General features: G+C 59.0%; 13 protein-coding genes. 8 read left to right on the top strand and 5 right to left on the bottom strand.

Features of this window, described 5'->3' with window-relative positions:
- The first annotated feature begins 142 nt into the window (after positions 1 to 142).
- From SH410x_RS07500 to SH410x_RS07480, 5 genes are read left to right on the top strand one after another with little or no spacing between them, the layout of a single operon-like run.
- Entirely contained in the window at positions 143 to 1,189 is a 1,047-nt protein-coding gene (locus SH410x_RS07500) for an ATP-binding protein (RefSeq protein WP_473675869.1), read from the top strand.
- Positions 1,186 to 1,917 (top strand): HAD family hydrolase, encoded by a 732-nt coding sequence (locus tag SH410x_RS07495; protein ID WP_473675868.1) that lies wholly within the window; start codon positions 1,186 to 1,188, stop codon positions 1,915 to 1,917. The genes SH410x_RS07500 and SH410x_RS07495 overlap by 4 nt, the downstream gene beginning before the upstream one ends.
- A complete protein-coding gene (locus SH410x_RS07490; protein ID WP_473675867.1) occupies positions 1,914 to 3,143 on the top strand; it encodes a GTPase in 1,230 nt (409 codons plus the stop codon). Before SH410x_RS07495 ends, SH410x_RS07490 begins: the two co-directional genes overlap by 4 nt.
- A 5-nt stretch (positions 3,144 to 3,148) precedes the next feature.
- Entirely contained in the window at positions 3,149 to 4,372 is a 1,224-nt protein-coding gene (locus SH410x_RS07485; RefSeq protein ID WP_473675866.1) for a class I SAM-dependent methyltransferase, read from the top strand.
- Between the two features lie 51 nt (positions 4,373 to 4,423).
- Positions 4,424 to 4,855, top strand: coding sequence for an OsmC family peroxiredoxin (locus tag SH410x_RS07480; protein ID WP_473675865.1), 432 nt, complete (start codon positions 4,424 to 4,426; stop codon positions 4,853 to 4,855).
- 26 nt (positions 4,856 to 4,881) lie between these two features.
- Here SH410x_RS07480 and SH410x_RS07475 read toward each other — a convergent pair whose 3' ends face one another.
- The 3 genes from SH410x_RS07475 to SH410x_RS07465 all read right to left on the bottom strand — a co-directional run bounded on the left by SH410x_RS07475 (position 4,882) and on the right by SH410x_RS07465 (position 11,321).
- A complete protein-coding gene (locus tag SH410x_RS07475) occupies positions 4,882 to 7,860 on the bottom strand; it encodes a PVC-type heme-binding CxxCH protein (protein ID WP_473675864.1) in 2,979 nt (992 codons plus the stop codon).
- Positions 7,860 to 9,347, bottom strand: a complete 1,488-nt coding sequence (locus SH410x_RS07470; RefSeq protein WP_473675863.1) for a hypothetical protein — start codon at positions 9,345 to 9,347, stop codon at positions 7,860 to 7,862. Before SH410x_RS07470 ends, SH410x_RS07475 begins: the two co-directional genes overlap by 1 nt.
- A 336-nt stretch (positions 9,348 to 9,683) precedes the next feature.
- Complete coding sequence (locus tag SH410x_RS07465; protein ID WP_473675862.1) at positions 9,684 to 11,321, bottom strand: sulfatase family protein; 1,638 nt, start codon at positions 11,319 to 11,321, stop codon at positions 9,684 to 9,686.
- 541 nt (positions 11,322 to 11,862) lie between these two features.
- Between SH410x_RS07465 and SH410x_RS07460 the strand changes: the two genes are divergently transcribed.
- Both SH410x_RS07460 and SH410x_RS07455 read left to right on the top strand, forming a co-directional pair.
- Positions 11,863 to 14,958, top strand: a complete 3,096-nt coding sequence (locus tag SH410x_RS07460) for a trypsin-like peptidase domain-containing protein (protein ID WP_473675861.1) — start codon at positions 11,863 to 11,865, stop codon at positions 14,956 to 14,958.
- 79 nt (positions 14,959 to 15,037) lie between these two features.
- Positions 15,038 to 15,652, top strand: a complete 615-nt coding sequence (locus SH410x_RS07455) for a hypothetical protein (protein ID WP_473675860.1) — start codon at positions 15,038 to 15,040, stop codon at positions 15,650 to 15,652.
- A gap of 255 nt (positions 15,653 to 15,907) precedes the next feature.
- On the opposite strand, the gene SH410x_RS07450 is transcribed toward SH410x_RS07455, so the two are convergent.
- Positions 15,908 to 17,209, bottom strand: coding sequence for a hypothetical protein (locus tag SH410x_RS07450; protein WP_473675859.1), 1,302 nt, complete (start codon positions 17,207 to 17,209; stop codon positions 15,908 to 15,910).
- A 98-nt stretch (positions 17,210 to 17,307) separates the two neighbouring features.
- Here SH410x_RS07450 and SH410x_RS07445 point away from each other — a divergent pair, with 98 nt between their 5' ends.
- The gene (locus tag SH410x_RS07445) at positions 17,308 to 20,832 is read left to right on the top strand and encodes a mechanosensitive ion channel domain-containing protein (protein WP_473675858.1); all 3,525 of its coding nucleotides are present in this window, start codon (positions 17,308 to 17,310) and stop codon (positions 20,830 to 20,832) included.
- On the opposite strand, the gene SH410x_RS07440 is transcribed toward SH410x_RS07445, so the two are convergent.
- Positions 20,810 to 22,675: a Gfo/Idh/MocA family protein gene (locus SH410x_RS07440; RefSeq protein ID WP_473675857.1), complete on the bottom strand. Its 1,866-nt coding sequence runs from the start codon at positions 22,673 to 22,675 to the stop codon at positions 20,810 to 20,812. The genes SH410x_RS07445 and SH410x_RS07440 overlap by 23 nt on opposite strands.
- Between the last annotated feature and the right edge of the window lie 14 nt (positions 22,676 to 22,689).

Genomic DNA, 22,689 nt, shown 5'->3' with positions numbered 1-22,689 from the left:
GACACGTTGCGGGCACGTTGGATGGATCCATACCACCCGACTGCGTCGTTGACGGGCGAGGCGGGGTGGCTTGATCATCCGGGCGGGAGTGGTCACGATAGAGTGGTGATGTTTGCCGCCATCTTCCCACTGAATTCTCCTCATGATCCTTGCCGAGAAAACACAATCGTTCACCTTGGTGGTTTCCAAGGGCCAGTCGCGGAACCCCGCCAAACGGGCCTTGGAAGACGCGATTGCGGACGCGGGCGGTAAGATCCCTGAGCTAGAAGTGGTGGTGGTCCCCCACCTGTATGACTTGCCCAAGAGTGGTGAGACGGTGACCCGACTGCGCGAAATTGGTGGGGACATCATCCTCGCGAGTTGGATTTTTCCCCGCGCTGCCCACTGGGTACTCGACCGCAACGGGATCGGTGGCCGGGTGGGGACCGTGGAACTGGGCGGCGAAGAAGCGGCCGATGATTTGCCGGAGCAGGCCGCCGTTGCGAGCCGTCAGGTGCCCGACAACGGGTCGAACGGTCAGGTGCCCAACGGGTCGAGCGAACCCGAAGCGGTGCTGCGGATGACGGAGATGTACCCTCGCCCCGAACGAAAGATTTACTCGATCGACCTCCGGACATCCGAAACCACGTCGGACTTCGTCGCTGAAATCCAGCGTATCATGGGCGTTGGCGTCGCCCCGACGCGGACGCTGCCGATCGTCGGCGGGACCATCGAAACGGTTGAGGAGACGACGGGCCGGCGTTGGTACCCGGTGATCGACTACAGTCGCTGCACGAACTGCATGGAGTGCGTCGACTTCTGTCTCTTCGGAGTCTACGGGCTCGATGGCGTCGAGAGTATTTTTGTCGAGCAGCCGGACAATTGCCGCAAGGGCTGCCCCGCGTGCAGTCGCGTCTGCCCCGAAAACGCGATCATTTTCCCACAGCACAAGGCTCCCGCCATCGCGGGGGCTGAAACCGAAGGTGACGAGGGTTTCAAAATCGACCTGTCACAGTTGTTTGGTGCCCCCGCCGGTGGAGACGATCCCATCGCCACGGCGGCTCGCGAACGTGACGAACAGTTGTTGCTGGCCGGCCGTGGTACCGTGGGTGTCGACGCTGTTCTGCGTAAACGCCAAGCCGCCCGCAACTCCCAACCCAAAGATGAGCTCGACCGGCTTGTCGATACGCTTGATGAGATGGAACTTTGACAACTCACCCACATCAACCCAACCCATCACAGGCATCATCGGCGCATGATGTTCGTGGTGTGGCGCTCGACATGGATGGCTTGCTGTTTGACACCGAGCGGATCTATTTCCAAGTTGGCGATGTCGTGCTGCAACGGCGTGGCTATCGCTTTAGTAGTGATCTGCAGAAGCAGATGATGGGACGCGTGGGACTGAGCGCGATCGGTGAAATGATTGCCTTCCATCAACTCGATGACGAGCCTGCCGAGCTGCTTGCCGAATCGAATGTCGTGTATGCGGAGTTGCTGCTCGATAATCTCGAGCCGATGCCGAACCTGGACCGTTTCATCGATCACCTCAGCCGATCGGGGGTGCCCTTCGGCGTCGCCACCAGCAGCCAGCGTCAATTCGTCGAGATGATTTTGCCAACGACAACGTGGCATGATCAACTCAGCTTTGTGCTGACGGGGGATGATGTCACGCACGGGAAACCGCATCCGGAAATGTACTTAAGAGCGGCGGAACGACTGTCGATTGCCCCCGCCAACATGCTCGTCCTCGAGGACAGTGGCAACGGGGCTGCCGCCGCCATGGCGGCCGGCGCGATCACCGTCGCAGTCCCCAACGAGCACTCTCACGACCAACCGTTCGATGGCGTCCATCTAGTCGCTGACACCCTTGGCGATGCACGTTTGTGGGCGATGCTGCCGTCTTTGTCACCGCGGACGAATGCTGCCAAGCGGTCATGACCGAGACCATTGTCAGTCGCCTGACGGCTGCCGGGCGATCGGCTGTTGCCGTGGTCGGGCTGTGTGGGCCCGATGCGGAAAAATTTCTATCCGCATGCTTTGAACCAGCCACGAAATCACCCTGGCGAGCGGGTCAGATCCGTTACGGCATGTGGCGTCCCAGCCACGATTCGGTTGTCCAACAGGTGGATGGTGAGTCGGTGGTATTGACGCCCATGGCGGGCGACCATTTCGAAATCCATGGGCATGGCGGTGCTGCGGCGGTGTCTCGAATCATGGGCTCGCTCGTCCAACTCGGTGCCACGGCGGTGGACGCAGCGACGTGGAACCAGCAGCTCAACAGACGTCACCACGATCCCGATGAGCCCTTGATCGCGGAAGCCGAACGGGTCCTCATCCGCTGCACGACGCGGCCCAATGCGGCCATTGCTCTGCACCAACGCCGTGGCGTGTTACTCGATTGGACACGCCACTGGAGCGAACGACTCGCTCAGCAGCCCGCATGTTGGGGCGAACTCAAACTCTCCGCGGCCGAGCTAGCGAAACGCCGCTCGGTGGGGCTGCATCTGACGGAGCCCTACCGGGTTGTCTTGGCTGGCCCTCCAAACGTCGGCAAGAGTAGTTTGGTCAATCGCATCGTCGGTTACGGGCGCAGCATCACTCACGACGAAGCAGGGACCACGCGTGACGTGGTCGACAGCGATACCGTGATCGCCGGCCTGCCAATCCGGTTGGGCGACACGGCCGGTATTCACGCGGGCGGTGGTGTGATTGAGCGGGAGGGCATCCGTCGCGCTTCACTGGCCATTGGCGCCGCCGATCTGATCCTGGTCGTTGTCGATCCCATGACGATGAACGACCGCTCGGCGATCGAGCATACCATTGGTGAACTGACCAGTACCGCAGGTATTTTGCGGGTGCTCAACAAATCGGATCGCATCGATGCGAGCGATCTGATTGGCATGAACGGTGACGGCTTGATCCAAACCATCGCCACATCCCTTGACTCCGGTGCAATGGGTGGCGTCGATCAGGCGCCGCCGAACGACGGTATCGATGATCTGATTGCCGCCATCGCCCATCGACTACGTCCCGACCGACTGCCCGACGACGCTCCACTGCCGATCAACGCCCGGCAGGTACGATGGATCCAGGCGATTGCCGATGCCAGCGACGCGGAGTCGGCGCTGAATCAATTACAATGTCTACGCTCTGGAAAAGAATGAACGTGATGCCAACGGCCACCTTGGAACATAGCGCGCTCGGTGAGATCACGCCGGAGTTGTGCTCGCGACTCGCTGAACTGAGTCGTGATCCTGAGTCGAAATCCAAGCCGGATTCACTCTCGTCAGCAACCCGCGCGGTGTTGATCGACATCGCGTCGCTGCAGGTCAAAGCCCGACGGACGTTTGGGCCTCCGGCACAGGCAGATGAGGCATGGTGGGTAACGCGTCATTCGCTACAGCAATCGACCCAGCATGCCGTCGCGGGCCTCAAAGCAACCTGGATGGGAACGGGTCGCGTCGCTGATCTCTGCTGCGGACTCGGCAGTGACTTGGTGGCATTGGCCCGCCGTGGCCCCGCGTTCGGAGTCGACGTCGACAAGGACGTGCTCGCATTTAACGCTGCCAATTTGAGCGCCGCCGCGGTGTCGGCACCGCTCTATCAACTCGACGTGACCACCGATGCCGTCATGCAACTGATCGAGGAGATGGATCTCATTCATATCGATCCAGATCGTCGCGCCGACGGCAAGCGGCATACGACAGCGAGTGATCTCGTGCCCGATTGGTCGCGAGTGACCGAGTTGCTGCGCGCCTGTCGCGGCGGATTGATCAAACTCGCTCCCGCCACGCAACTTCCCGACGAGGCTGCGGCAAACTTCCATCGAACCTGGATCGCGGCCGGGGGTAGCGTCCGTGAACAGACGGTGCTGGCCGGCGAGGTTCTCAACCATCCGTGGGTCAACGAGCACGCGATGGCGCTCGGTGGCCGATCGGCGATCTCGATTCGCGATGGCGTGGCGAGCGTGTTCGCCGTCGCCGTCGACGCGCCCCCCACCACGGATCACTCCGGTAGCGGTGTGGGACAGTGGATCATCGACCCCGACCCGGCCATCCGTGCGGCGGGGTTAACCGAAGCCTTCGCCCAGGCGACCGGCACACGGCCGGTGGGCGGCCCCAGTGGTTTCCTCACCTGTGACGATCCAGAGGGTTTGGCAGATTGGGCTCACATGGCGAACGCAGCCCGCGTGATCGATGTCGTCGGCTGCGACGATCGCAAACTTCGCCGCTGGTTTCGCGCCCATGATGGGTATCCCGAAGTCATCAAAGTGCGTGGTGGCGATTTTGATCCCGCTGTCCTCAATCGCCGGATGAAATCCTGCGGCGAGACACCCATGGGACTGTGGATCGGCCGTCAAGGCAAGCGAACCTACGCCGCCATCACGCAGTGAAATGCTATAGTAGAGGGCTCACCACTATCAATTCCAGTGAGGGAGCAGACGATGCAAAGTAAGGCGGTCGCAGTTTGGCGCGGGGGCATCAGCCAGGGCAATGGCTACCTATCGGGCGGCAACGAGGCGTTCGAGGGAACGCCCTTTACCTCCAGTTTTCGCACTCAAAACCAAGGCACGACGAACCCCGAGGAACTGCTCGCCGCGGCCCACGCGAGCTGTTTTTCATTGACGCTCTCAATGATTCTTCGGGGTGATGAGTTCGCCGTGGCCAAGATTGAAACCGAGGCGACCGTGACGCTCGAAGAGACCTCCCACGGATTGGCCGTCACCAGGTCACACCTGAACGTCCACGCGATCATACCAGGGACTTCACCGGAGCGATTTATCGAGGCCGCCAAACAGGCAGAAAAAGACTGCCCGATCTCAAAGTTGATCCAAGGTGGCGTCACGATGGAAGCACACCTGCTCGATATCGGCTGAGTGCTCCCCCTCGTCATCCATCCGCACTACGGCGAGGCCGCGTAGCGCCAGCGTTTGAGGTAACCGATCAGGTCGTGCATCTGATTGACGGTGAGGACTCGCTGGAGTCCGCTCGGCATCAGTGAGATATCCGAGGGCTGGAAGATTTCGATCTCGTCCCGATCGACTCGTCGCGTTTGACCACCGGCGAGTTGCAGCGTGATGGCATCGCTCGATTCACCCGCGAGCAACCCGGTGATGGCCTCGCCATCGGCCGTCAGCACACGGTAGGTGACGAAGGACGCATCGATACCAGCGTTGGGATCCAAAATCGCCGCCAGCAACGCCGCTGGGGTCTTGGTGCGACTGTCGCTGATGTCGGGCCCGACGACGTGTCCAATCCCATCGATGCGGTGGCAACTCGAACAGTGCTCAGCAAACAAAGCTTTGCCCGCCACAACGTCGGCGGTTTCGACCTGCTGCAGCGCCGGTGCATACTCTTGCATCGCCGCCGCCACATCACCGGGCGGAGCAAACGTCCGTTTACCCAGTTCCGAAATATCGGCATTGCGATGATTCCGGAACCAATCCATGGCGGCGGGATCGACAAATGTCCGTGGAAGTTCTTCCTGCTCAATCTTGGTTAGCAACCAAACCGCCGTGGCCGTTTGCTGTTGGGCGGCCGACACGATCGCCGCGCGATCCGACGGGGGAATCTCATCAGCGTGCTCGCCAATGTAGTCCTGACACCACGCGGTATCACGCTGCATCAAGACACGGTAGGCGGCCGCACGCAGCAGCGACGGGTTGCGTGATTCAACGAGCTGACGGATCTCGGTGGGCAGTGGGTTCAACGTCCGGCACCACGCGAGAGCATCCAAACGTGTGGAAACGTCATGCGAGTCGTCGACCGCGATCGCTACTGCGATCGGATCGATCACAGCAAACCGCGCCATGGATTGGCGCAAACGTTCAGCATTCCAGGGATCGTCTCCGGCCTCGGAGAGCTTCTTGGTGGCGGAGCCTGTTTTCCACGCAATCGCCAAATGCATCGCGAGGTCCGCATCGGAACCGCGAGCATCCAGCTTCGCTCGGCTGTCGATCCAATCGGCCAACAGCGTCGCGCTGCGGGCGGGGAACTGTGCCGACGCACGCAGCATCCAACCCTCCATGACCGGGACCGCGACATCGGCCCCTGTATCGAGGCTGGCACCGAGCAGTTCGATCGTCGAAGAGGGCGGTAGGGAAACCAATAGTTTCTGCATACGCGCGTGTTTGGCATCTTGGACGGCTAAGCCGATCAATGCCGCGACATCGATGTCATCGCTATCGACGATCGAGACCGCGATCGACTGCAGTGCCAACTGACGTACCAACAAAGACGAGTCACTTAACGATTGCGTTAACTGCAGAAGACTTCGTCGGGGTGAGCCATCGGGTCGATTGCGATCACGCATTCCGGCCGCCAAACCACGGACCTTGGCGTGTTGGCTTGCGCTCAGCCGCTCGAGTTGATCGGCGGTGAGCTTGCCCCATCCATTGAGCAGCAATGCGATCCTCGCCACACCGCTGGGGTGCGTCTTCGGTTGGTCCAAACTCGCGACGAGTGAGTCCAGGACGGCGGCGTCGGGCAACGAATCGGCCGTGTAGTTCGCGTACCAGTACGACGATGCCAAGCTTCGCCGCAGCGGATCCTCTGCCGTAATCGCCGCCTGAGCCGCGCGATCATTCTTGATCGAATGGACCTGCGGGACGGCTTCGCCGGAATAGACCAGCCAGATCCGGCCTTGATCATTTCCGTCCCAGGTGTCGGGTCGGTTCTTGAGCTCCGGAGGTGCCCAATGCGGGTGCTCGATCACCGCCCGCGACATATCGACCACCAAGGCGGCACCATTGAAATCGGGAACCACATCGACGGGCCGAAACCAATCATCGGCGCAGGCCAACCATTCTGTTTTTTGATCTTCGCGTTCACTCCGCCAGGTTCCGTCGATCAGCTGCAACGATTGACGCTGCACCAAGGACCCCGTCGGCTCGCAAACCAACAACCACTCCGCATCCGGGCCGTTCTCCCACCCAGGAGCACAAACGCCACACGCGGCACTGAACTGCCCCGCATGCAGATTGCTGGTCGTCCATGCATTGCTGATCGGAGAGACGGACGATTCAAAGCCAGCCCGACCGACATCCACAATGCCGTCGGCGGCGTTCAAGTACGGATCACGATCGATCAAGTCAGCGGGAATGGAGGATTCAATCGCAGGGTTGCGATTGCTGCACCCGATCCGGCGATTGAAATCGTCGATCGTCAGTCCATGCTGGCTCTTTCCCGACACGACGCCCCAATCGCCACCGTGAGGGTCGAAATAGAAATCACGGTTCTGCAAACTGAGCGATTTGGAATGCGAATCAAAACGCTCGGCGACTGCCGTGATTTGGCCGCCGCGCAGGCCGCCTGAAACGTAGACCAGCCCATCGGGACCGAGGGTGGGGTGGTTAGCGCGGAGTTGTTCATTATCGATCGTGAATCCTGAAAACCAGACTTCCTGGGCGTCAGATCGGCCATCACCATCGGTATCTTTCAGATACAGAATCTGGCCGGCGGCCGTGACGATGGCACCATCGCGCCAAGGCAGGACCCCGGTAGCGAAATTCAGTCCGGTTGCAAACGTTGTCACGGTGTGAAATCGGCCAGCCTCGTCCCGGTCACTGAGCACGCGAATGCGACCATGCATTTCCGTCTGGCCGGGACGCGGCTGCGGATAGTCTGGCATCTCGACGACCCACAACTTGCCATCGCTGCTCCAGGCTGCGGAGACGGGATCGACAACGTCCGGCTCGGCGGCAGCCAAGGCGACGGTCTCACCGGCACGGACCCGTAGCTGCCGCGCCGTTTCATCCGGCGAATGGTCCCCAGACGCCGCCGCTGATTGTCGAGGAATCTCTTGCCCGGTCGCTGGCAGCGTCACAAACACGGCGCTGCTCGCGATCGCCAAGATCACGAGTGGGATTCTTTGAAACGTCATTATTTCTTGATCTGCTTTGATAGTGACAACAGTACATCGGAGATTTTGTCCGACGCGTCCAATTGAACTCGATTGGTTCCCATCCAGGTTTCATAGCCACCGAGCTTGTGCTGCGCTGGTGTGGGTAAATACCCATAGCTGCCATTGGCCAGTTCGATCGTGAACGCGTCCTCGAACGGGCTGCGAGCTTTCAGATCCAGCCCTGTTTCGGCGAATACCTCGAAGGGAATCGACGTCACACCGAGATCACCAATGCGAAAGACCTGCAATAGAACCGAAACGTCATCAGGGCCTTCCTGCAACCGTTTGATACGCCCTGCATAGATCCTAGCGAAACGATGGACATTGGCCGAATCGTCTGCCTCGTCAGGCAGACTCGCAAAGTAACGCTGCATTTCGGGATCAGGCTTGCGCATCGCCAACGTCAACTCCGCATGCGCCGCATCGAGTGAAACGTCATCTTGGTAGGTAACCGAGGGGTACGTCGCGGCAACCTTTTCAGCCACCAATTTCGAAACCTCATCAATCCGCTCATATGACTTTTTAGAGGGCGAATTCTTTTCCGCGAAGCGAATGTTATTAATGTCGCCACTGGTCCCATTGGTCATGATGCCAACGAAATCAGAGTCGGCATCCTCAACGCCGATCAAGCCACCGATGCGTTCCGAAAAGGCGGCGAAATAGTCCGCTGAGATGTCACCAACCGGTACACCGCCCACATAATGCAGCGAGTAGTTGGCCAGTAACGCGAGCGGCTTGCCATCACGAGATTGCACACTGATGAAGGACACTTCCGGATCGGTGGGGCCCGCGGGCTTGACCAAAGCGTCGTTCCCTCGCGGTGGGTTCATGCGAACCTTGTCGACGCCACCGAATGGGTTGGTGAGCAATTTCTCGTCATCCACATACCACCGACGATTGTTGACTTCCGACGGCACCTCGACGCTGCCCCAACCAATCTTTGCTGGTTGCAACCGCTGCTCCGCTTTAGCAACCGCGTCAGCGATCCGCCGCGCCACGAGTTGTTGATACGCGCTGAGGATCTGTTCGCCGTTGACGACTCGTGGATCACGAGCGGACACTCCGCTGTGCGTGTGCGTGGCCGCCATCAGAACGTTTCCCGCATCGACGTCGGTCTCCGCATCGATCAATTTCCGGGCTGCATCGAACACGTCGCGAGGAATCCCCACATTGTCACAGATCGCGAATGCTATACGGGTTTGGCCATCGTCCAGTAGTAAGCAGCGGACATGCAACTCGTCATGGATATTGGTCGCTGGCGGTGAATTCCAATTGCCCACAATCGGCATCCCCAGCGGCGTTTTGATCTCCACCTTGGCAGCGCCGGCGCGAAACACGGGTGCCTCCGGCTGAGCAGCTAAGACATCGCCGCCAACAAGCATCCAACTGCTAACCGCAGTGGTGATGGAGACAACTGCGGCGATCGTGTACCAGCGTCTTCGCTGAGCTCTGTGTTTGGCTCTCATCGTCTCGCTCCCTTGGAACATCGTGAATGCTATGAATGAAATCGCAGCGTAGTCTACCACGTCGCTGAGAGTGAGATCAGCTACTGACACTGCGGTCGCCCCTTCATTTTTCAGTATTCCGCCTGCCGAGGCTAGCATCGCTGCATGAAGGGTGGCGGATTTTTTCGATAAGACGAACTTGCTGACGCGGTGGTGATGGGAAAAGCGTCCACCGACCAAGCAGGAGAAACGGGTTTCTCCGGTGCAGTCACAACCGATGTCAACCAAAAATCAACTGACCCATTGAATTCTCTCGCGGGAAGCGTCGACCATCGCGTCGACGCAACAGAGAACGAATCAGTGCGGTCGCCTCTTTTCGACCCAATTTTGCTGGGGTATTTTCTCCGGCGATTCCTTGGCCCATTCGGGTGTCTCGAACCAACGCAGTGGACTGTAGCGCGGATACGTTTCCCAAACTTCACTCGCATGCGAATCGGTCTCTCGCAAATCCCCGGTGGCGACCAAGTATTCTGATAACCTCTGTGACAAGTCTTCGTACACAGGCTGGAAGTTGGGGTCATTCGCCAAATTATGCAGACACGCTGGATCATGGGCGATGTTGTACAACTCGTGCTCCGGTCGCAGTCCCACTGACGCATCGAGCAGTTTCCCGACTGCGGGATCGTCGATCTGTTGGATCATGTAGTCGAGTGTCGGGCAGCTATCAATGTCGTGATAGCCACCGTGATCTTTGCCGAGCGTCGCCGAGACGAGTTCACCATCGACGTCGTACTTGGCGGTTTCATACTTGCGTGGCGTACCCGCTGGCCAACGTTCGGGACGGAAGTTGTGGATGTACAAAAAATCCTGGGTTCGAATGCAGCGACAGGGGTACCCCAGCGTGTTGAACCGGGACGACGAGTGCCGTTCGCGACCGCTAAATACCGCTGATCGCAGTGGTGGCACTCGGTTGGCGGCACTGCCAATTCGCGGCAGCAGATTGAACCCGGCTAGCTGATCGGATTGTTCGGGAGCGACTTCCGCTGCGGCAAAAATCGTTCGCGTTACGTCCACTAAACCGACGAGATCATCGTTGACTTGACCCGCGTCGATGCGGGCCGGCCAACTGATCGCCAGCGGCATATGAATCCCGTATTCATACAGATTCGCCTTGGCGCGAGGAAACGGCATGCCATTGTCGCTGGTGACAATGACCAGCGTATTTTCGAGTTCGCCGAGTTTGTCCAAACGATCGAGCATGCGCATGAGATGCTGATCGAACCACTGGATCTCAAACAGATAGTCCGCCATATCCGATCGCACCTCCGGTGCATCGGGCAGGAACCCAGGGACCGTGACATTATCGACTTCGATGCCGTTCCGCTCGCCGATGCCAGGCTCGTAGCCGCGGTGCGGTTCATGGCCGCCGTACCAGAAACAGAACGGCTGGTCGTCGTCACGTGTGGCAAGAAAATCGTCAAAGTTGGCCGCGTAGTCTTTGTTAGAGATTCCCGACGGGCTATCTAGTTTTCTTTTTCCGTAGTCCGCCCCAGCAGGGTTATGGGGCCAGTCGGTTGCTTTCCCGGGCGACCAGCCCTTGCCGGTCAGGCCGACACGGTAGCCGGACCTCTCTAGCTGGCTGGGAAACACAGGTAGGTCAGTGGGGAAAGAACTGGCGTGGGTTCCCGCTTCGCGAATTTGCCAAATCTCGCGGCCCGTCAGGAACGCTGCTCGCATCGGGCTGCAACCTGGCGACGGCGTGAAGGCCGCATTGAACAAAACGCCCGCTTTCGCGACGCGATCGAACGCGGGTGTGCGAACGGCCGCGTCGCCATAGGCCGACGCATGTGGGTATGACTGATCATCCGAAATCGCGATCAAAATGTTCGGACGCTCGCCACGAACGACACCTGCCACCAATATCGCGGCGACCAAGAGGGGGATTCGCAAGGCATGCCGTCGCATATCGGTACTCATCAAAGTGCTGGAGATCATGGGGACAATAGCTAGCGTAGCGGATTTTGCTACCGATCCGCCGTCACCCGATCTTGAATCGGATCCACGACGAGAGGACGCGGATGATTCAGGCGCGGTTCCCGCGATCCTCGGAGTGTAGGGGGGTGCTCTCCACTGTACTCGATCGCGGACGTGTTGGTGCAAATTCCAACTCGCACCGCAGGGGCCTAAGTCGAGCTATTGTGGAACCCCACGTTCACCGATGACGCTTCGGCAGAATCGGTGGGCAAAACGATCCGAGCGATCCGGTTTTGGCACAGCGGACCGCTGGGTTTCAGCTAGCAACACGCGCTTTCGGGAAAGTCGGATCCTGTTTCGAATCACACGAGCGTCTTACGCGCGGGGGCTCTCGGTCGAGCGTCTCATGCACTCGGCCGAGGGACTCGCTATGATGGGGGTGTCACTCGCCCATCCTTAGCGCCGCGTTCGAGCCCGGGCCTCGTCCCTTGCCGATCCGTTCCAGCGCACCGATCCCAAGGATCCGAGAGTGCCCCGATTTTGCAACTCTGAGGTAAATCGTATGGACTCGTCTGCCCGCCGCCGCGATCGCATCGTCACGTACTCGTTGATTGGCATTTCCACGACCGCCCTGATGGGCCTGTGCATGCTGTTAGTCGCCGCTGGGATTTATCTTTCGCAACGCCTCAGCGATTCCGCAACCGTCGCAGACACGGCCGCCGGGGCACAGCCATCACCGGCGCATCCATCACCGGCGCAGCCCACCCGTGGTGCCGCGCCACTGGCGACGAACACTCCGGTGCAACCGGGCGTGCAACTCGACGCGACCGCGGACGCACGCCAATCGGAGTCCCAGCCCGCCTCCGGCACGGAGCCGTCGCTAGCCGCGACACTTGCCACCGACACGGCAGGCGTTCACGAATCCGAACCGACGTCGACCGCGCCCACCCTCTCTGCGGAATCGGACACCGCTGTGGAAACCAGCCCACCCGCCGTGGCCAACGCTGAAGAGCCAAGCAACCAACAGCACTCCTCCGAAGCGTTAACGCGATTGGCGTACCAATGGCCTGCCCAGGAATCCTTTGTCTACCAGTTTTCCGGGAGTGCCGAGATTGGCTCGAGCGTGGTTTCTTTTAACGGACGCAATACATTGAGTCCCACGGGTCGGAAACCGGCAGCGTCAACGATCGACGAGCCCGTCAACGAAGGGACGGGCAGCGGATTTCTGGTCACCCCCAACGGCATCCTCATCACCTGCGCACACGTGATCGATGGTGCGACCGGTATCGAAGTTGTCCAGGGTGGCGACACATACGAAGCAAAAGCGATCGCGATCGATGACAACCTCGATCTGGCGGCCCTGCAAATCGAAGGACAAGCGTTCCCATTCCTGAAAATGGGCGATTCCGATCATGTGCGATTGGCCGACGAGGTACGCGTCGTCGGGTTCCCGCTGTCCGATCTATTGGGCGAGTCGGTGAAGGTGACACGGGGTGAGGTCTCAGGCAAGGGTGGCCCCCACGGGGCTTCGGGATTGCAGATCGATGCGAGCATCAACCCGGGAAATAGCGGTGGCCCCGTGATCGACAATTCCGGTCATGTCATCGGCGTTGCCAATGCTCTGTTGGCAGGGCTGGGGATTTCGGAGGTCGGATTCGCCATTCCCGCCCAGGAGGTCGCCAACTTAGCACGCCGTCATCATCTCCCGGTTCAGTTCGACAGCAAACCGAATGTTCTGCCACCACCGGATTTGATTGCCAAGGTGAGTCCCGCGGTTGTGCTGCTGAAGGTGACTCGCGGTCCCGGTGGCATCGGCAGCACGCCCGCCCGCGAAATGAAGTTTTCAAACTTCTGGATGGAATCAACTCGCCAAAAGGATCCGCGTGGATTCGGACAAATGGCGAGATTCCAGCCACCACGTCACGCCCATTTCTCCGGTGAAGCATTTTTTGACTCGTTGGGACAAGCCACCGAACTCGACAATCGGTCGGCGCTACCCTACCTGCTCGGCAATGCCGCCGAAATCGGGATTGAGCGACTCCCCAACCATGCTCCCGGGCGGATCGCCGAGCAGCGAGTGATCACGATTGAGATCGATCCCGAGGGCAATCGCTCGTCTCGCTTGGATCCCTATGCCCGCCTGCCAGACCGCTTTCGACGCCCGTGGATGCGTTCGACTCCTGATCGAGGGACGCCACGCGAGTCTCATACGGGAACGGAATCAAGTTCGCTTAGTGTCGGTGCGCGTCACGGAGATATCGTCGAGGTCACGAAAAACTACGAGCTCCGAATTCCGAGCAAGTCGCATGGGGAGCCCGATATGCTAAAGGTCGTCGGTACCGGGACGGGGCACTTCAATCAGAAGACGGGTCTGATGCTGGATTTCGAATACCATGCCGACGTTCTGATCTCGCAGGAGAACATCACGCTGACGATTCCTACTGAGCTGAAGTATTCGCTCGTCACGAAAGCACAACTCGCGGCTGAACTCGCCAAAGCGGAAGCCGCACGCCTCGTCGAGCAGCAACGAAAAGCGAGTATGAAGGGGTCGATTGAATTCGATCCGGATCCATCTGCCGACGCCACGAAATCGCCAAGCCAAGATAGTGGCACTGAACTGAGCATCAAGTCGTTGCCTGTATCCTTGAACTTGGATCAGTTGTTGGTGAGGGGTCCGAGTGGCGCGTCGAATCGTTCAGCCACCGATCTTGGAGTCTCGAAGATCAATGTGCCGCCCACCAACGACTCGGGTTCGATCCGACAGTTCCGATCGGGATCATGGGGTTACAAAGGTCTCGTGTTCACACGCGACGGTTCTGAACTGATTACGTTCGGGAGTGATAACGTGAGCTTCTTGAACATCGACACGGGCAAGTCTGAGGTGTTCAAGCTCGACGACCGGGAAGCAAGTACCCGCACCTGCGTGGCGGTTTCGCCCGATGGCAGTCGTATTCTGGGAGGCACCCAGAACGGGTACGTACTGGTTTGGAAGCGGGTGTCAGGCAAGCCACCGGTTCCCGAGCACCGTTTCAAAATCGACCAACGAGAGGTCAAGGCGCTTGCCATCTCATCGGATAACAAGCATGTCGTGAGTGCTCATTCCGGTGGCGATGCCTGTCTGTGGGAACTTGCAACCGGCAATATTCTTGCCCGCTATCGCGACTTCCGTTTCGGGTCGACGGCTGCACTTCACTTTTCCAGCGATGATGCGCAGGCATTGATTTGCGATACCCGAAACGCCGTGCTGGTCAACGTCAACGATTTCAAACTGCTTCAGAAAATGGATTTAGCACGGGGCAGCGGCCAAAGTGTTGCGGTCTCGTCGGATGGCAAACGGGTCAGTGCGGGGGACACCTACAAGATGGAAACGTGGGATACGGTCGCCGGCCAGAAACTTGCCACCTGCGATGGGAAACAGATTCAATGGTCGGCGGCATTCTCGCCCAACGGAAAGCAATTATTAACAGGCAGTTCGGGCAAGATCACGCTGTGGGATGTTGCTACCGGACAAATTCTGAAAGAGATGACAATGAGCGATTCAGGGTACGTTCGATACGTCGCATTCTCGCCCGACGGTATCCACTGCGCCGCCGTCGGCGCTCCGATCGGCAGTTTAGTCGAAGTCTTCCAACTGCCTCAGTCGCTGAGCGGAAAGTAAGTCGGCGAACGCTCCCAACTCGGCATGGTCGACCGCGGGGCACTAACCAAGCCTTCCAAAACAGAATACGGGATCGCAGATGAGCGAAAAGATAGTCATTCAGTGCAGCCAATGTTCCAAACGACTTCGGACGACGCCCGCGGTGCAGGCCCGGCGTGCGCGTTGTCCGGCGTGCCAGGAAATCCTCACGATTCCAGCAGCACCCACGCCACCCTCAAACGCATCGACACCGGAGGCCTCGCCGCCGAACTCTGCTCCGCCAGAGAACAACCAACCGACACCGGCTCCAACGAGTGCGCCGACGCCGTCCGTGCTCACGACTGCATCGCTCGATGCAGGACCGGCTCAGCACGCCATACCCGATTCGCTCGATTTCGACAGCCTTGCAGACAATCCCTATCGACAGTCCACACCGCTGCAGAGCGCTGCTCCCAACCCCGTTGGGTTCGCACCCGTTGAGGCCGACCACTCCCAGGCGAGCATGGGTGCAAGTGCGATCCCGCTGTGGCTGGTAGTTGCGTTGGGTGCCGGCAGTATCGCGGCCTTAGCATTGTTCCTCGGTGGCGTGATCGCGTTATGGAGCGTGCTATCGACTGCGACCACCACCGCTGGAAGTCCGCAAGCCCTCGCTGCGCAATCCAACAACCCGTGTGGACTGATTGCTAGCCGAGATACGGCTCATTGGCTCGCATGATTCATCGCGAGGAGCTCAATGGGAATGAACCCCTGCAAGACACCACAGGCTTGTCAGGCCGTTTTCATTCTCCTGGTTCGCTTTTTCAATTCCCCGTCCTCTGGCTCTATTTCGTAGCCGCAGGGCATGTGCTCAACCTGCCCCCCCTCACCGTCACCCCCTTTCTCCCGCGAAGCGTGATGGAGAGGCGAGACGGAATAGACGCATTCGATCCCGTCTTTCGTTTCGCCACGTGGGCATCGCCGCGCATGCGTTCTAGTGCAGTCCGAGGCGGCGGCGGAGTCGCGTTTGGCGGTTGAACTGCTCGACGTCATTGGGGTTGTCGACCGACGGCAGGCGAGAGGGGCGGCCTTGATTGTCAGGATCGCGATCCGCTTTTGGGTCGCTAGGTGATTCAGGCATCGTCGAGAACGGCTCAGGACTGGCCAAGGACGAAGCCACATCGGCGGGATTGATTGGGCTGAGCGGTGGGAAGCTGGTTTTCGTTTTCGTTTTCGTTTTCGTTTTCGTTGCGAAAGCTGCCGGCTCCACATTGTTGGGTGCAGGGGCTGCTTCGGGCGGCTGTGCATCGAGGGTAGCGATCCAGTGAGCTAACGTTCTCGCTAGATTGGTCTCGTGTTCGGCGATAGGTGGCTTCGCGGTCGGTGTGCCGCCGTGGGCTGTGGTCGCCTGCAGGTAGAGTTTGCTTTGTTTTGGGTTGTTCGGATTGCAGAGGGGCAGCGTCGCATTCAGGTTCACGAGGCTGCCTCGCTGGGTCAGCCGCATTGCTCCGCCAGGCGGCAGGTCGAGGTTCCACTTCGTCGCCATACCGGATTGTTGATGGTGGCACTGCGAACAGCGAGACAGCAGTATCGGTTGAATTTTGGCTGTGAATTCGTGTAGCGAAGCGGGCGCCGACGAGGCATGGACGAGCGTCCGGGAATCGAGTGGCGCAGGGCTGTGGGTCGCCTCGGGTTCGGTATATCCGACGCTTTCAACGGCATCTCTACCGGCGAGATCGCGACGGAACGGGTCGTCACTGAATTGGGCGGTCGCGATGGTCGCCGGCGCGGACGGCGTGGGCTGTTCGAGCAAACGTCGCAAGCGGCCTTCGAGCTGGATGGCGACAGGATGATTCGGCGCCACAGCATAGACGCTCATCAGGGCTTCGGTGGCGTGGGCAGGCATGGCATTGTCGATGCACCACCGGACGTCGCTGATTCGCTCGACCAGGGTCGCCGACGAGCGTCGCCGCTGCGACTCGATTCTGGCCTGGTAGAGCGTCGGTAGATCCTCCGCCACGGCAATGACTTGAGCGGCCCGCAGCGTCAATTCAGCTTCATTGCCGCGTCGCACGATGACCGACGTACCTTGGCGAAAAACAGTCCCCGAAAGCACCTGGTCGTTGTCCAGCAGGACGTACTGACCTTGAGTTTTTAACGTCGACGGAGACTGAGCCGTTGCGTTCATCCATGCAAAAACGCTGAGGCTCATGCTGAGCACGATGCCGAAGCATTGACGATCGATTCGCATGACGGCTTTGGTGGGAACGCGTGAATGATGAAAGGACTTATCCATGATCTGAACGGCTAACAGATTCAACGAGTCGGTTTCAAGAGCGATCGCAGTGATTTTGGGCTTTCGAGTAGTGTGCTCGATTTCCGACACTGGTTCCTATGTTGACACTCAAAAGACGCAATCGCTCTGTTTATCACTCCTGCACCGCACTGCCTGCCCAGCCGTGTGGCGTCAAAACACATGTCCTCATGGCGATGATTGCCATCACGGGGTGCCTCGTAGGCACGCGAGCGTTCGCGCTGCCGCCCGGCTCTAAGGCACGTCATGCTTCAACACAGCAGGTTGCCTACGTCAGCCCCCTCCAGGGTGAGGGCGCGACCGCATCCGGAGCCGGCGTGACGGACGCCGAGGCAAAGCCGGTCGAGCATGCACCGTTGACCAATGCCAACGCCGTGGCGGCCGAGATCGAGCGGGTGACGGCCGACGAATCGATCGACCCGATGCTGCGGGACCTCGTGCTGGAAGCGCTACAGGAACTCACCAAGGTCTACACCGATCAACGGGCCACCGCCGATTCACTGGCGGGCGTCGAGAAAGCGCTGGCGAGTATCGAATCGGACAAAGCCGCCGCGAAGCGGCTCGCTGGAAAGCCGTTGGCTGAACTCGAACCCATCGATGAGCGGTTTCTTTCCATCGATGAAGTCAAACAGAACGAACTGCAGGCAACGACGGAACTGGCGGAGGCCCGGGAGCGATTGCACCGAGCCGAAGCATCGATCTCGGCGCGGACGACGCGATTGGAAAAATTGCCCACGGAGATCACCTCGCTTCGCCGCGAGATCGAAGCCATCGAGGCGTCGTCGGTTGGCAAGTTCAACGACGACCCCGACGGGCGTGTCCGATTCGTGCATGAGTCACTGCGGACGGCACAACTAGAAGCCGCCAAACTGCGGCTGAACCGATTGCTAAGAGAGCAGTTGCTGCACGAAGCGCAGGCCGAATTATTGCCCCTTCAACTCGCCGCCGAACAACGCAACGTACAGCAAGCGGAGCTGATCTACGACCGCTGGTCGAGTCTGTTGAAGGACCGGCGGCAGAGCCAAATTAAGGAAGCACTGAGGCGATACAAGGAGAAAGTCGAGGGTGCGGGCGGAGACGCCGATCAGTCACAAATCCTGCGACTGGAAACTTTGTGGGTCGACATCATCGGCGAAACCGATCAAGCCGATCGGAACCTCGCCAAAGAAAAGTTAGAGACGGTCAAGTGGTCGGCCCAGCTCGCTGAAACGCAAGCTCAAATCGCACAGGCCAAACGCGGGGGCGAGCGATTGTCGAGCAGTATGGGATTGCAACTCCAATTGATGAAGAATCGATTGCCGTCGATTGGTCAAATCAGCAGCCAGATTAATGTCATCGACGGGCTCATCGAGGAACGCCGCGATCTCCAGCGACAACTCGAACTGAGTTTGCAAGGGATGGACGATTCGGTCGCCGGTGAGTTGCCGATGGAGATGTTCTCCGATCGCGTGCTGCTGGGAATGAATCGCACATCGAACCATCTGCCGACGGCCGAGGCGGAACTGCTGGGTAAATTCATACTCGATCTCCAGACTCACCTTACGAAACTCGCCGAGCGCCGCAGTGAGCTCGAGGGTCTACGCAAGACTCTGTCGGCATTGAGTGCGGAGATTGATGCGCATGTCATTTGGATTCGCAATGACTCCATGTTTCAACTCGGCGACATCCCCTTAGCATGGAAAGCGTTTCGGTGGATGGTTCGCCCCCGATACATTCGCCTGCTGGCTGTGCGATTGGGCTGGGGTTTCTGGGAACGCCCTCTTCTCATCGCGATTGGTCTGCTGGCGTTTACTACCATTGTGTTTTTGGGCAGTCGACTGCGCCGCCTCATTATCGAACTCGGCAAAAAGGCATCGAGTCGCCAGAACCTATCGCTCCAGCCGACGCTGACAACATCGTTGTGGTCGTTCGTATTGATGCTACCGCTCGTTGCCATCTTATGGATCTGTAGCGAGGCGTTCGCTGCGTCCGGAGGTGAGGAGCCCATTGTCCGGGCGATTTCACACGCGCTCTCGATTGCCGCGATCGCGGTGTGCCCTATCGAACTACTTCGCCAATGGCTACGTCCCGAGGGCCTGGCCATCGCGCACTTTCGGACTGACGAGGATTCAATTCGCGGATTGAGGCGGTGGCTCCGAATCCTGATCGATATCGGTCTGCCGCTTTTGATTCTCTATGTCACCGCGACTCAACTGGGACGGTATCAGCTAACCCAGGCACTCAGTCGTGTGATGTTGATGTCGGGGATGGTATTGCTGAGCGTGGTGCTGTGGCGGACGCTCGAGCCAAACAGGGGCATCTTCTCCGTTTCCATTCGAGAGCATCCCAACGGCTGGTTGGCGCGTCTAAGAAACATTTGGTTTCTGCCCATCGTTTGGACACCGATCGTCTTTGCGATCACTTCGATGATGGGCTATGGCAGTGCATCGGAAGTATTGATCCGGCAGTTTTACTATACCTTTTGTTTGCTCATCCTCGTGTTCTTTATCAGCGGGGCAACTCGGCGATGGTTGCTCACGCAGCGGCGCCGACTGGCCTGGGCAGTCCATCGCGAGCGAATTGAGCAATCCGAGCGTTTGGGGCTGACCGGCGTGGACGTCGAACCGACAGCGAGCCTGGAAGCGTCGGAAATTAACGCCCAAACGAGTCGTCTCGTCAGTACGTTTCTCGCAATCGGGACAGTGATTGGCATCGCCTGGATCTGGTCACCTGTGCTCCCCGCGGTCGGCTACTTGGAAGCAATTCGGCTATGGTCGAGCGTCAACGAGAAAGGTGAAATCGGCTACATCACGCTGGCAGATTTGGTTAAGACGATCCCGATTCTAGTGCTGACATTGGCCTCCGTGCGCAACCTGCCGGGATTGATCGAAGCGGTGTTGTTGGAGCGATTGCCGTTGGAAAAGCCGGTTCGCTACGCCATCACCACCCTCGGGACCTACCTGTTGATGTTCATCGGCTTGGCGATGAGTGCGAAAACACTGGGCCTGCGCTGGGACAACATTCAGTGGCTGGTCGCTGCCCTCGGCGTGGGGCTAGGATTCGGTTTACAGGAGATCTTTGCGAACTTCGTCAGTGGGCTCATTCTGCTCTTTGAGCAACCGATCCGCGTTGGCGACGTTGTCACACTCGGAGACACCACCGGCGTGGTGGCGCGCATTCAGATGCGGGCAACCACCATTACGAACTGGGACCGCCAAGAATTGGTGATCCCCAACAAAGACTTGATCACCGGCCGATTGATCAACTGGACGTTGACCGACACGACCAACCGCATTGTGATCAATGTGGGCATCGCCTATGGCAGCGACACCAATCACGCTTGCGAGGTACTGCGCAAGGTCTGCGCCGAGGTTGAGTGGGTCGCTGAGGATCCATCACCGGTGGTCACCTTTGAAGGGTTCGGGGACTCCACCTTGAATCTCGTGCTGCGGTGCTATTTAGCAGATTTGGAAAATCGCTTGAGCTCTATCCATGGATTGCACACGGCAATCAACCAAGCATTCCAGGCTGAGGGAATTGAAATCGCATTCCCTCAGCGAGATTTGCATCTACGGTCGCTGCCGCCGGAACTAACCGAGGCGATTAGGCGACCGGCTTCTTCATGAACTCGGTTTCGGCAGCGATATCGCTGCCATCGGGGGTGGCATCGTCATCGACATCAAACCACGATTCTTCGAATTTCATGTAACCACTTTCGCCCCGATCGGCGCGGGCGAAGGCCACGTTCGTCCCCAGCGCGATCACAGCGTCGCCCATTGCGACAGCGGGGTAGCAGCGTGGGTGGTTTTCTGGGTCGGGGTTACGGATGCAGTACGCCCAGTGCTCGATTTCTTCTTGATATCCACGACTGACAGGACCTGATGTCGCGGCCTGAGCAACGGGGGCGGCAAAGTCACCGGATGCGGAAGTATCCAGGGCATAACCGCTGGACTTCTTCGCAACCCCTGCCTTGCTGCTCGTGTCGCTATCGCGGTAGAGGAAGACGTCGGTTTCCTTGTCCATGACCAAGGTTCCCTTGGTGCCCATCACGACTTCGCCCCAGCCACCGAAACCGTTGCCGTTGATCGACGAATAGGTCACCACAATTTTCTTGTTGGGATCGTTGTTGTAGCCTGCAACAGGGTCGATCTGCTCATATCCGGATTTCGTCTTTTTGGACTTCGGATAGTCCTCGACGCGGTCGTAGTAGCCGACATCGAAGGACGCGGGGTATTCCGGTCCAGCGAATTCGTACATGCAGTAAATGTGGTCCCGGACTTCGCGATCCAAGGGCATGATCTCACGGCCACCGACAGCGTGGACGGTCAGCGGATGAGCCTTCTTGCCGTCGTCCCGTAGCGAACTGAGGAAGATACTGACGGCGTCGAGTTGGTGTGATCCAAGCTCGGCCATCAGTCCCGCGCCGGTGCGTTGGAACAGACGCCAACGATGAAGTTCTTCTTCGGCGGAGAACATTTTGTCGCCGACGGAGAAATCTTCGTAGCCAAACTCCTTCGGATCGATGTTTTTGTCTGCATCCCAAGCGGTGAACAGTGCCACCTCTTGTTGAAGACGCATGATATCATCGGGGGTTTTCGCCTCTTTGAGTGCCTTTTGACGGTACTTCAGATCGCTTGCAATGCGATCGAAGGTTCCCCCACCATTCGCAATTTTTTCGCCACCGGGGATCGGCATGGACCAGCTATCTGAGCCCGGCAGGTTGCCACGGTGCCACTGGGCGCGGATGTGGTGCAGTTGCCCGAGCAATCCCCAGCGGATCAGGTTGACGGCGTTCTCGTACTTGATGTTGTAATGGCGTTGGTGGCCGGTGGCCAAATGGATCGGATTGCCGTTTTTATCTTTGAGTTCACCCGCCATCCGCGACATGACTTTGCACTGAGCCACGTTGCGGGCCATCAGTTTTTCAGTCAGCACGTGCAGCCCGCGCTTCATCGCTTGGGCGGCGACGGGAGCATGCAGCCAGAGTGGCAGGGCAATGATGACGGCTTCGATATCGGGGTTATCGAGGCACTCCATAATGCCGCCGGTTGTCGTGCCGTCATAGACTTTGACGTTCTTTCTCGCTTCGGCTTCGTCTTTGTAGCCCGCGACGCTGATCAGTCCGGGCCGGCGTTTGAGGGCCGATGAGCTGGACCAATCGCCATGAAACGCCCGGTGCTGTCCGAAAGGCCGGATGTCACAGATCGCTTTGACGTCGATGTATTCGGGGTTACAGCCACCGATCAGCACGTTGCCTTCGTCACCGGTGCCGATAACGGCCACGCGGACGGGATCGGCGATTTTTTCGTAACCGAAGTAGGCGGCCCCGACGCCAGCCCCGCCGACAGCTCCGGCTGCGACGACACCGCGTAGAAAGTCACGGCGGTTGACGTCGTAATAACTACCCACGGCGTTGTAGTAATTGGATTCGCCAACGTCACGTTGGTCTTTAGAGAGTTTATCAACCATCGCAGTCAAGGTCC

The sequence above is a fragment of the Rhodopirellula sp. SH410 genome, assembly GCF_055811895.1.
This window is presented reverse-complemented; position numbering and strand designations above follow the sequence as displayed.

What these genes read in the sequence shown, in the direction of transcription:
- SH410x_RS07500 (WP_473675869.1), top strand. Translation starts at nt 143, where the DNA reads ATGATCCTTGCCGAGAAAACACAATCGTTCACCTTGGTGGTTTCCAAG.
- SH410x_RS07490 (WP_473675867.1), top strand. Translation starts at nt 1,914, where the DNA reads ATGACCGAGACCATTGTCAGTCGCCTGACGGCTGCCGGGCGATCGGCT.
- SH410x_RS07485 (WP_473675866.1), top strand. Translation starts at nt 3,149, where the DNA reads ATGCCAACGGCCACCTTGGAACATAGCGCGCTCGGTGAGATCACGCCG.
- SH410x_RS07480 (WP_473675865.1), top strand. Translation starts at nt 4,424, where the DNA reads ATGCAAAGTAAGGCGGTCGCAGTTTGGCGCGGGGGCATCAGCCAGGGC.
- SH410x_RS07475 (WP_473675864.1), bottom strand. Translation starts at nt 7,860, where the DNA reads ATGACGTTTCAAAGAATCCCACTCGTGATCTTGGCGATCGCGAGCAGC.
- SH410x_RS07470 (WP_473675863.1), bottom strand. Translation starts at nt 9,347, where the DNA reads ATGAGAGCCAAACACAGAGCTCAGCGAAGACGCTGGTACACGATCGCC.
- SH410x_RS07465 (WP_473675862.1), bottom strand. Translation starts at nt 11,321, where the DNA reads ATGATCTCCAGCACTTTGATGAGTACCGATATGCGACGGCATGCCTTG.
- SH410x_RS07460 (WP_473675861.1), top strand. Translation starts at nt 11,863, where the DNA reads ATGGACTCGTCTGCCCGCCGCCGCGATCGCATCGTCACGTACTCGTTG.
- SH410x_RS07455 (WP_473675860.1), top strand. Translation starts at nt 15,038, where the DNA reads ATGAGCGAAAAGATAGTCATTCAGTGCAGCCAATGTTCCAAACGACTT.
- SH410x_RS07450 (WP_473675859.1), bottom strand. Translation starts at nt 17,209, where the DNA reads ATGGATAAGTCCTTTCATCATTCACGCGTTCCCACCAAAGCCGTCATG.
- SH410x_RS07445 (WP_473675858.1), top strand. Translation starts at nt 17,308, where the DNA reads ATGTTGACACTCAAAAGACGCAATCGCTCTGTTTATCACTCCTGCACC.
- SH410x_RS07440 (WP_473675857.1), bottom strand. Translation starts at nt 22,675, where the DNA reads ATGGTTGATAAACTCTCTAAAGACCAACGTGACGTTGGCGAATCCAAT.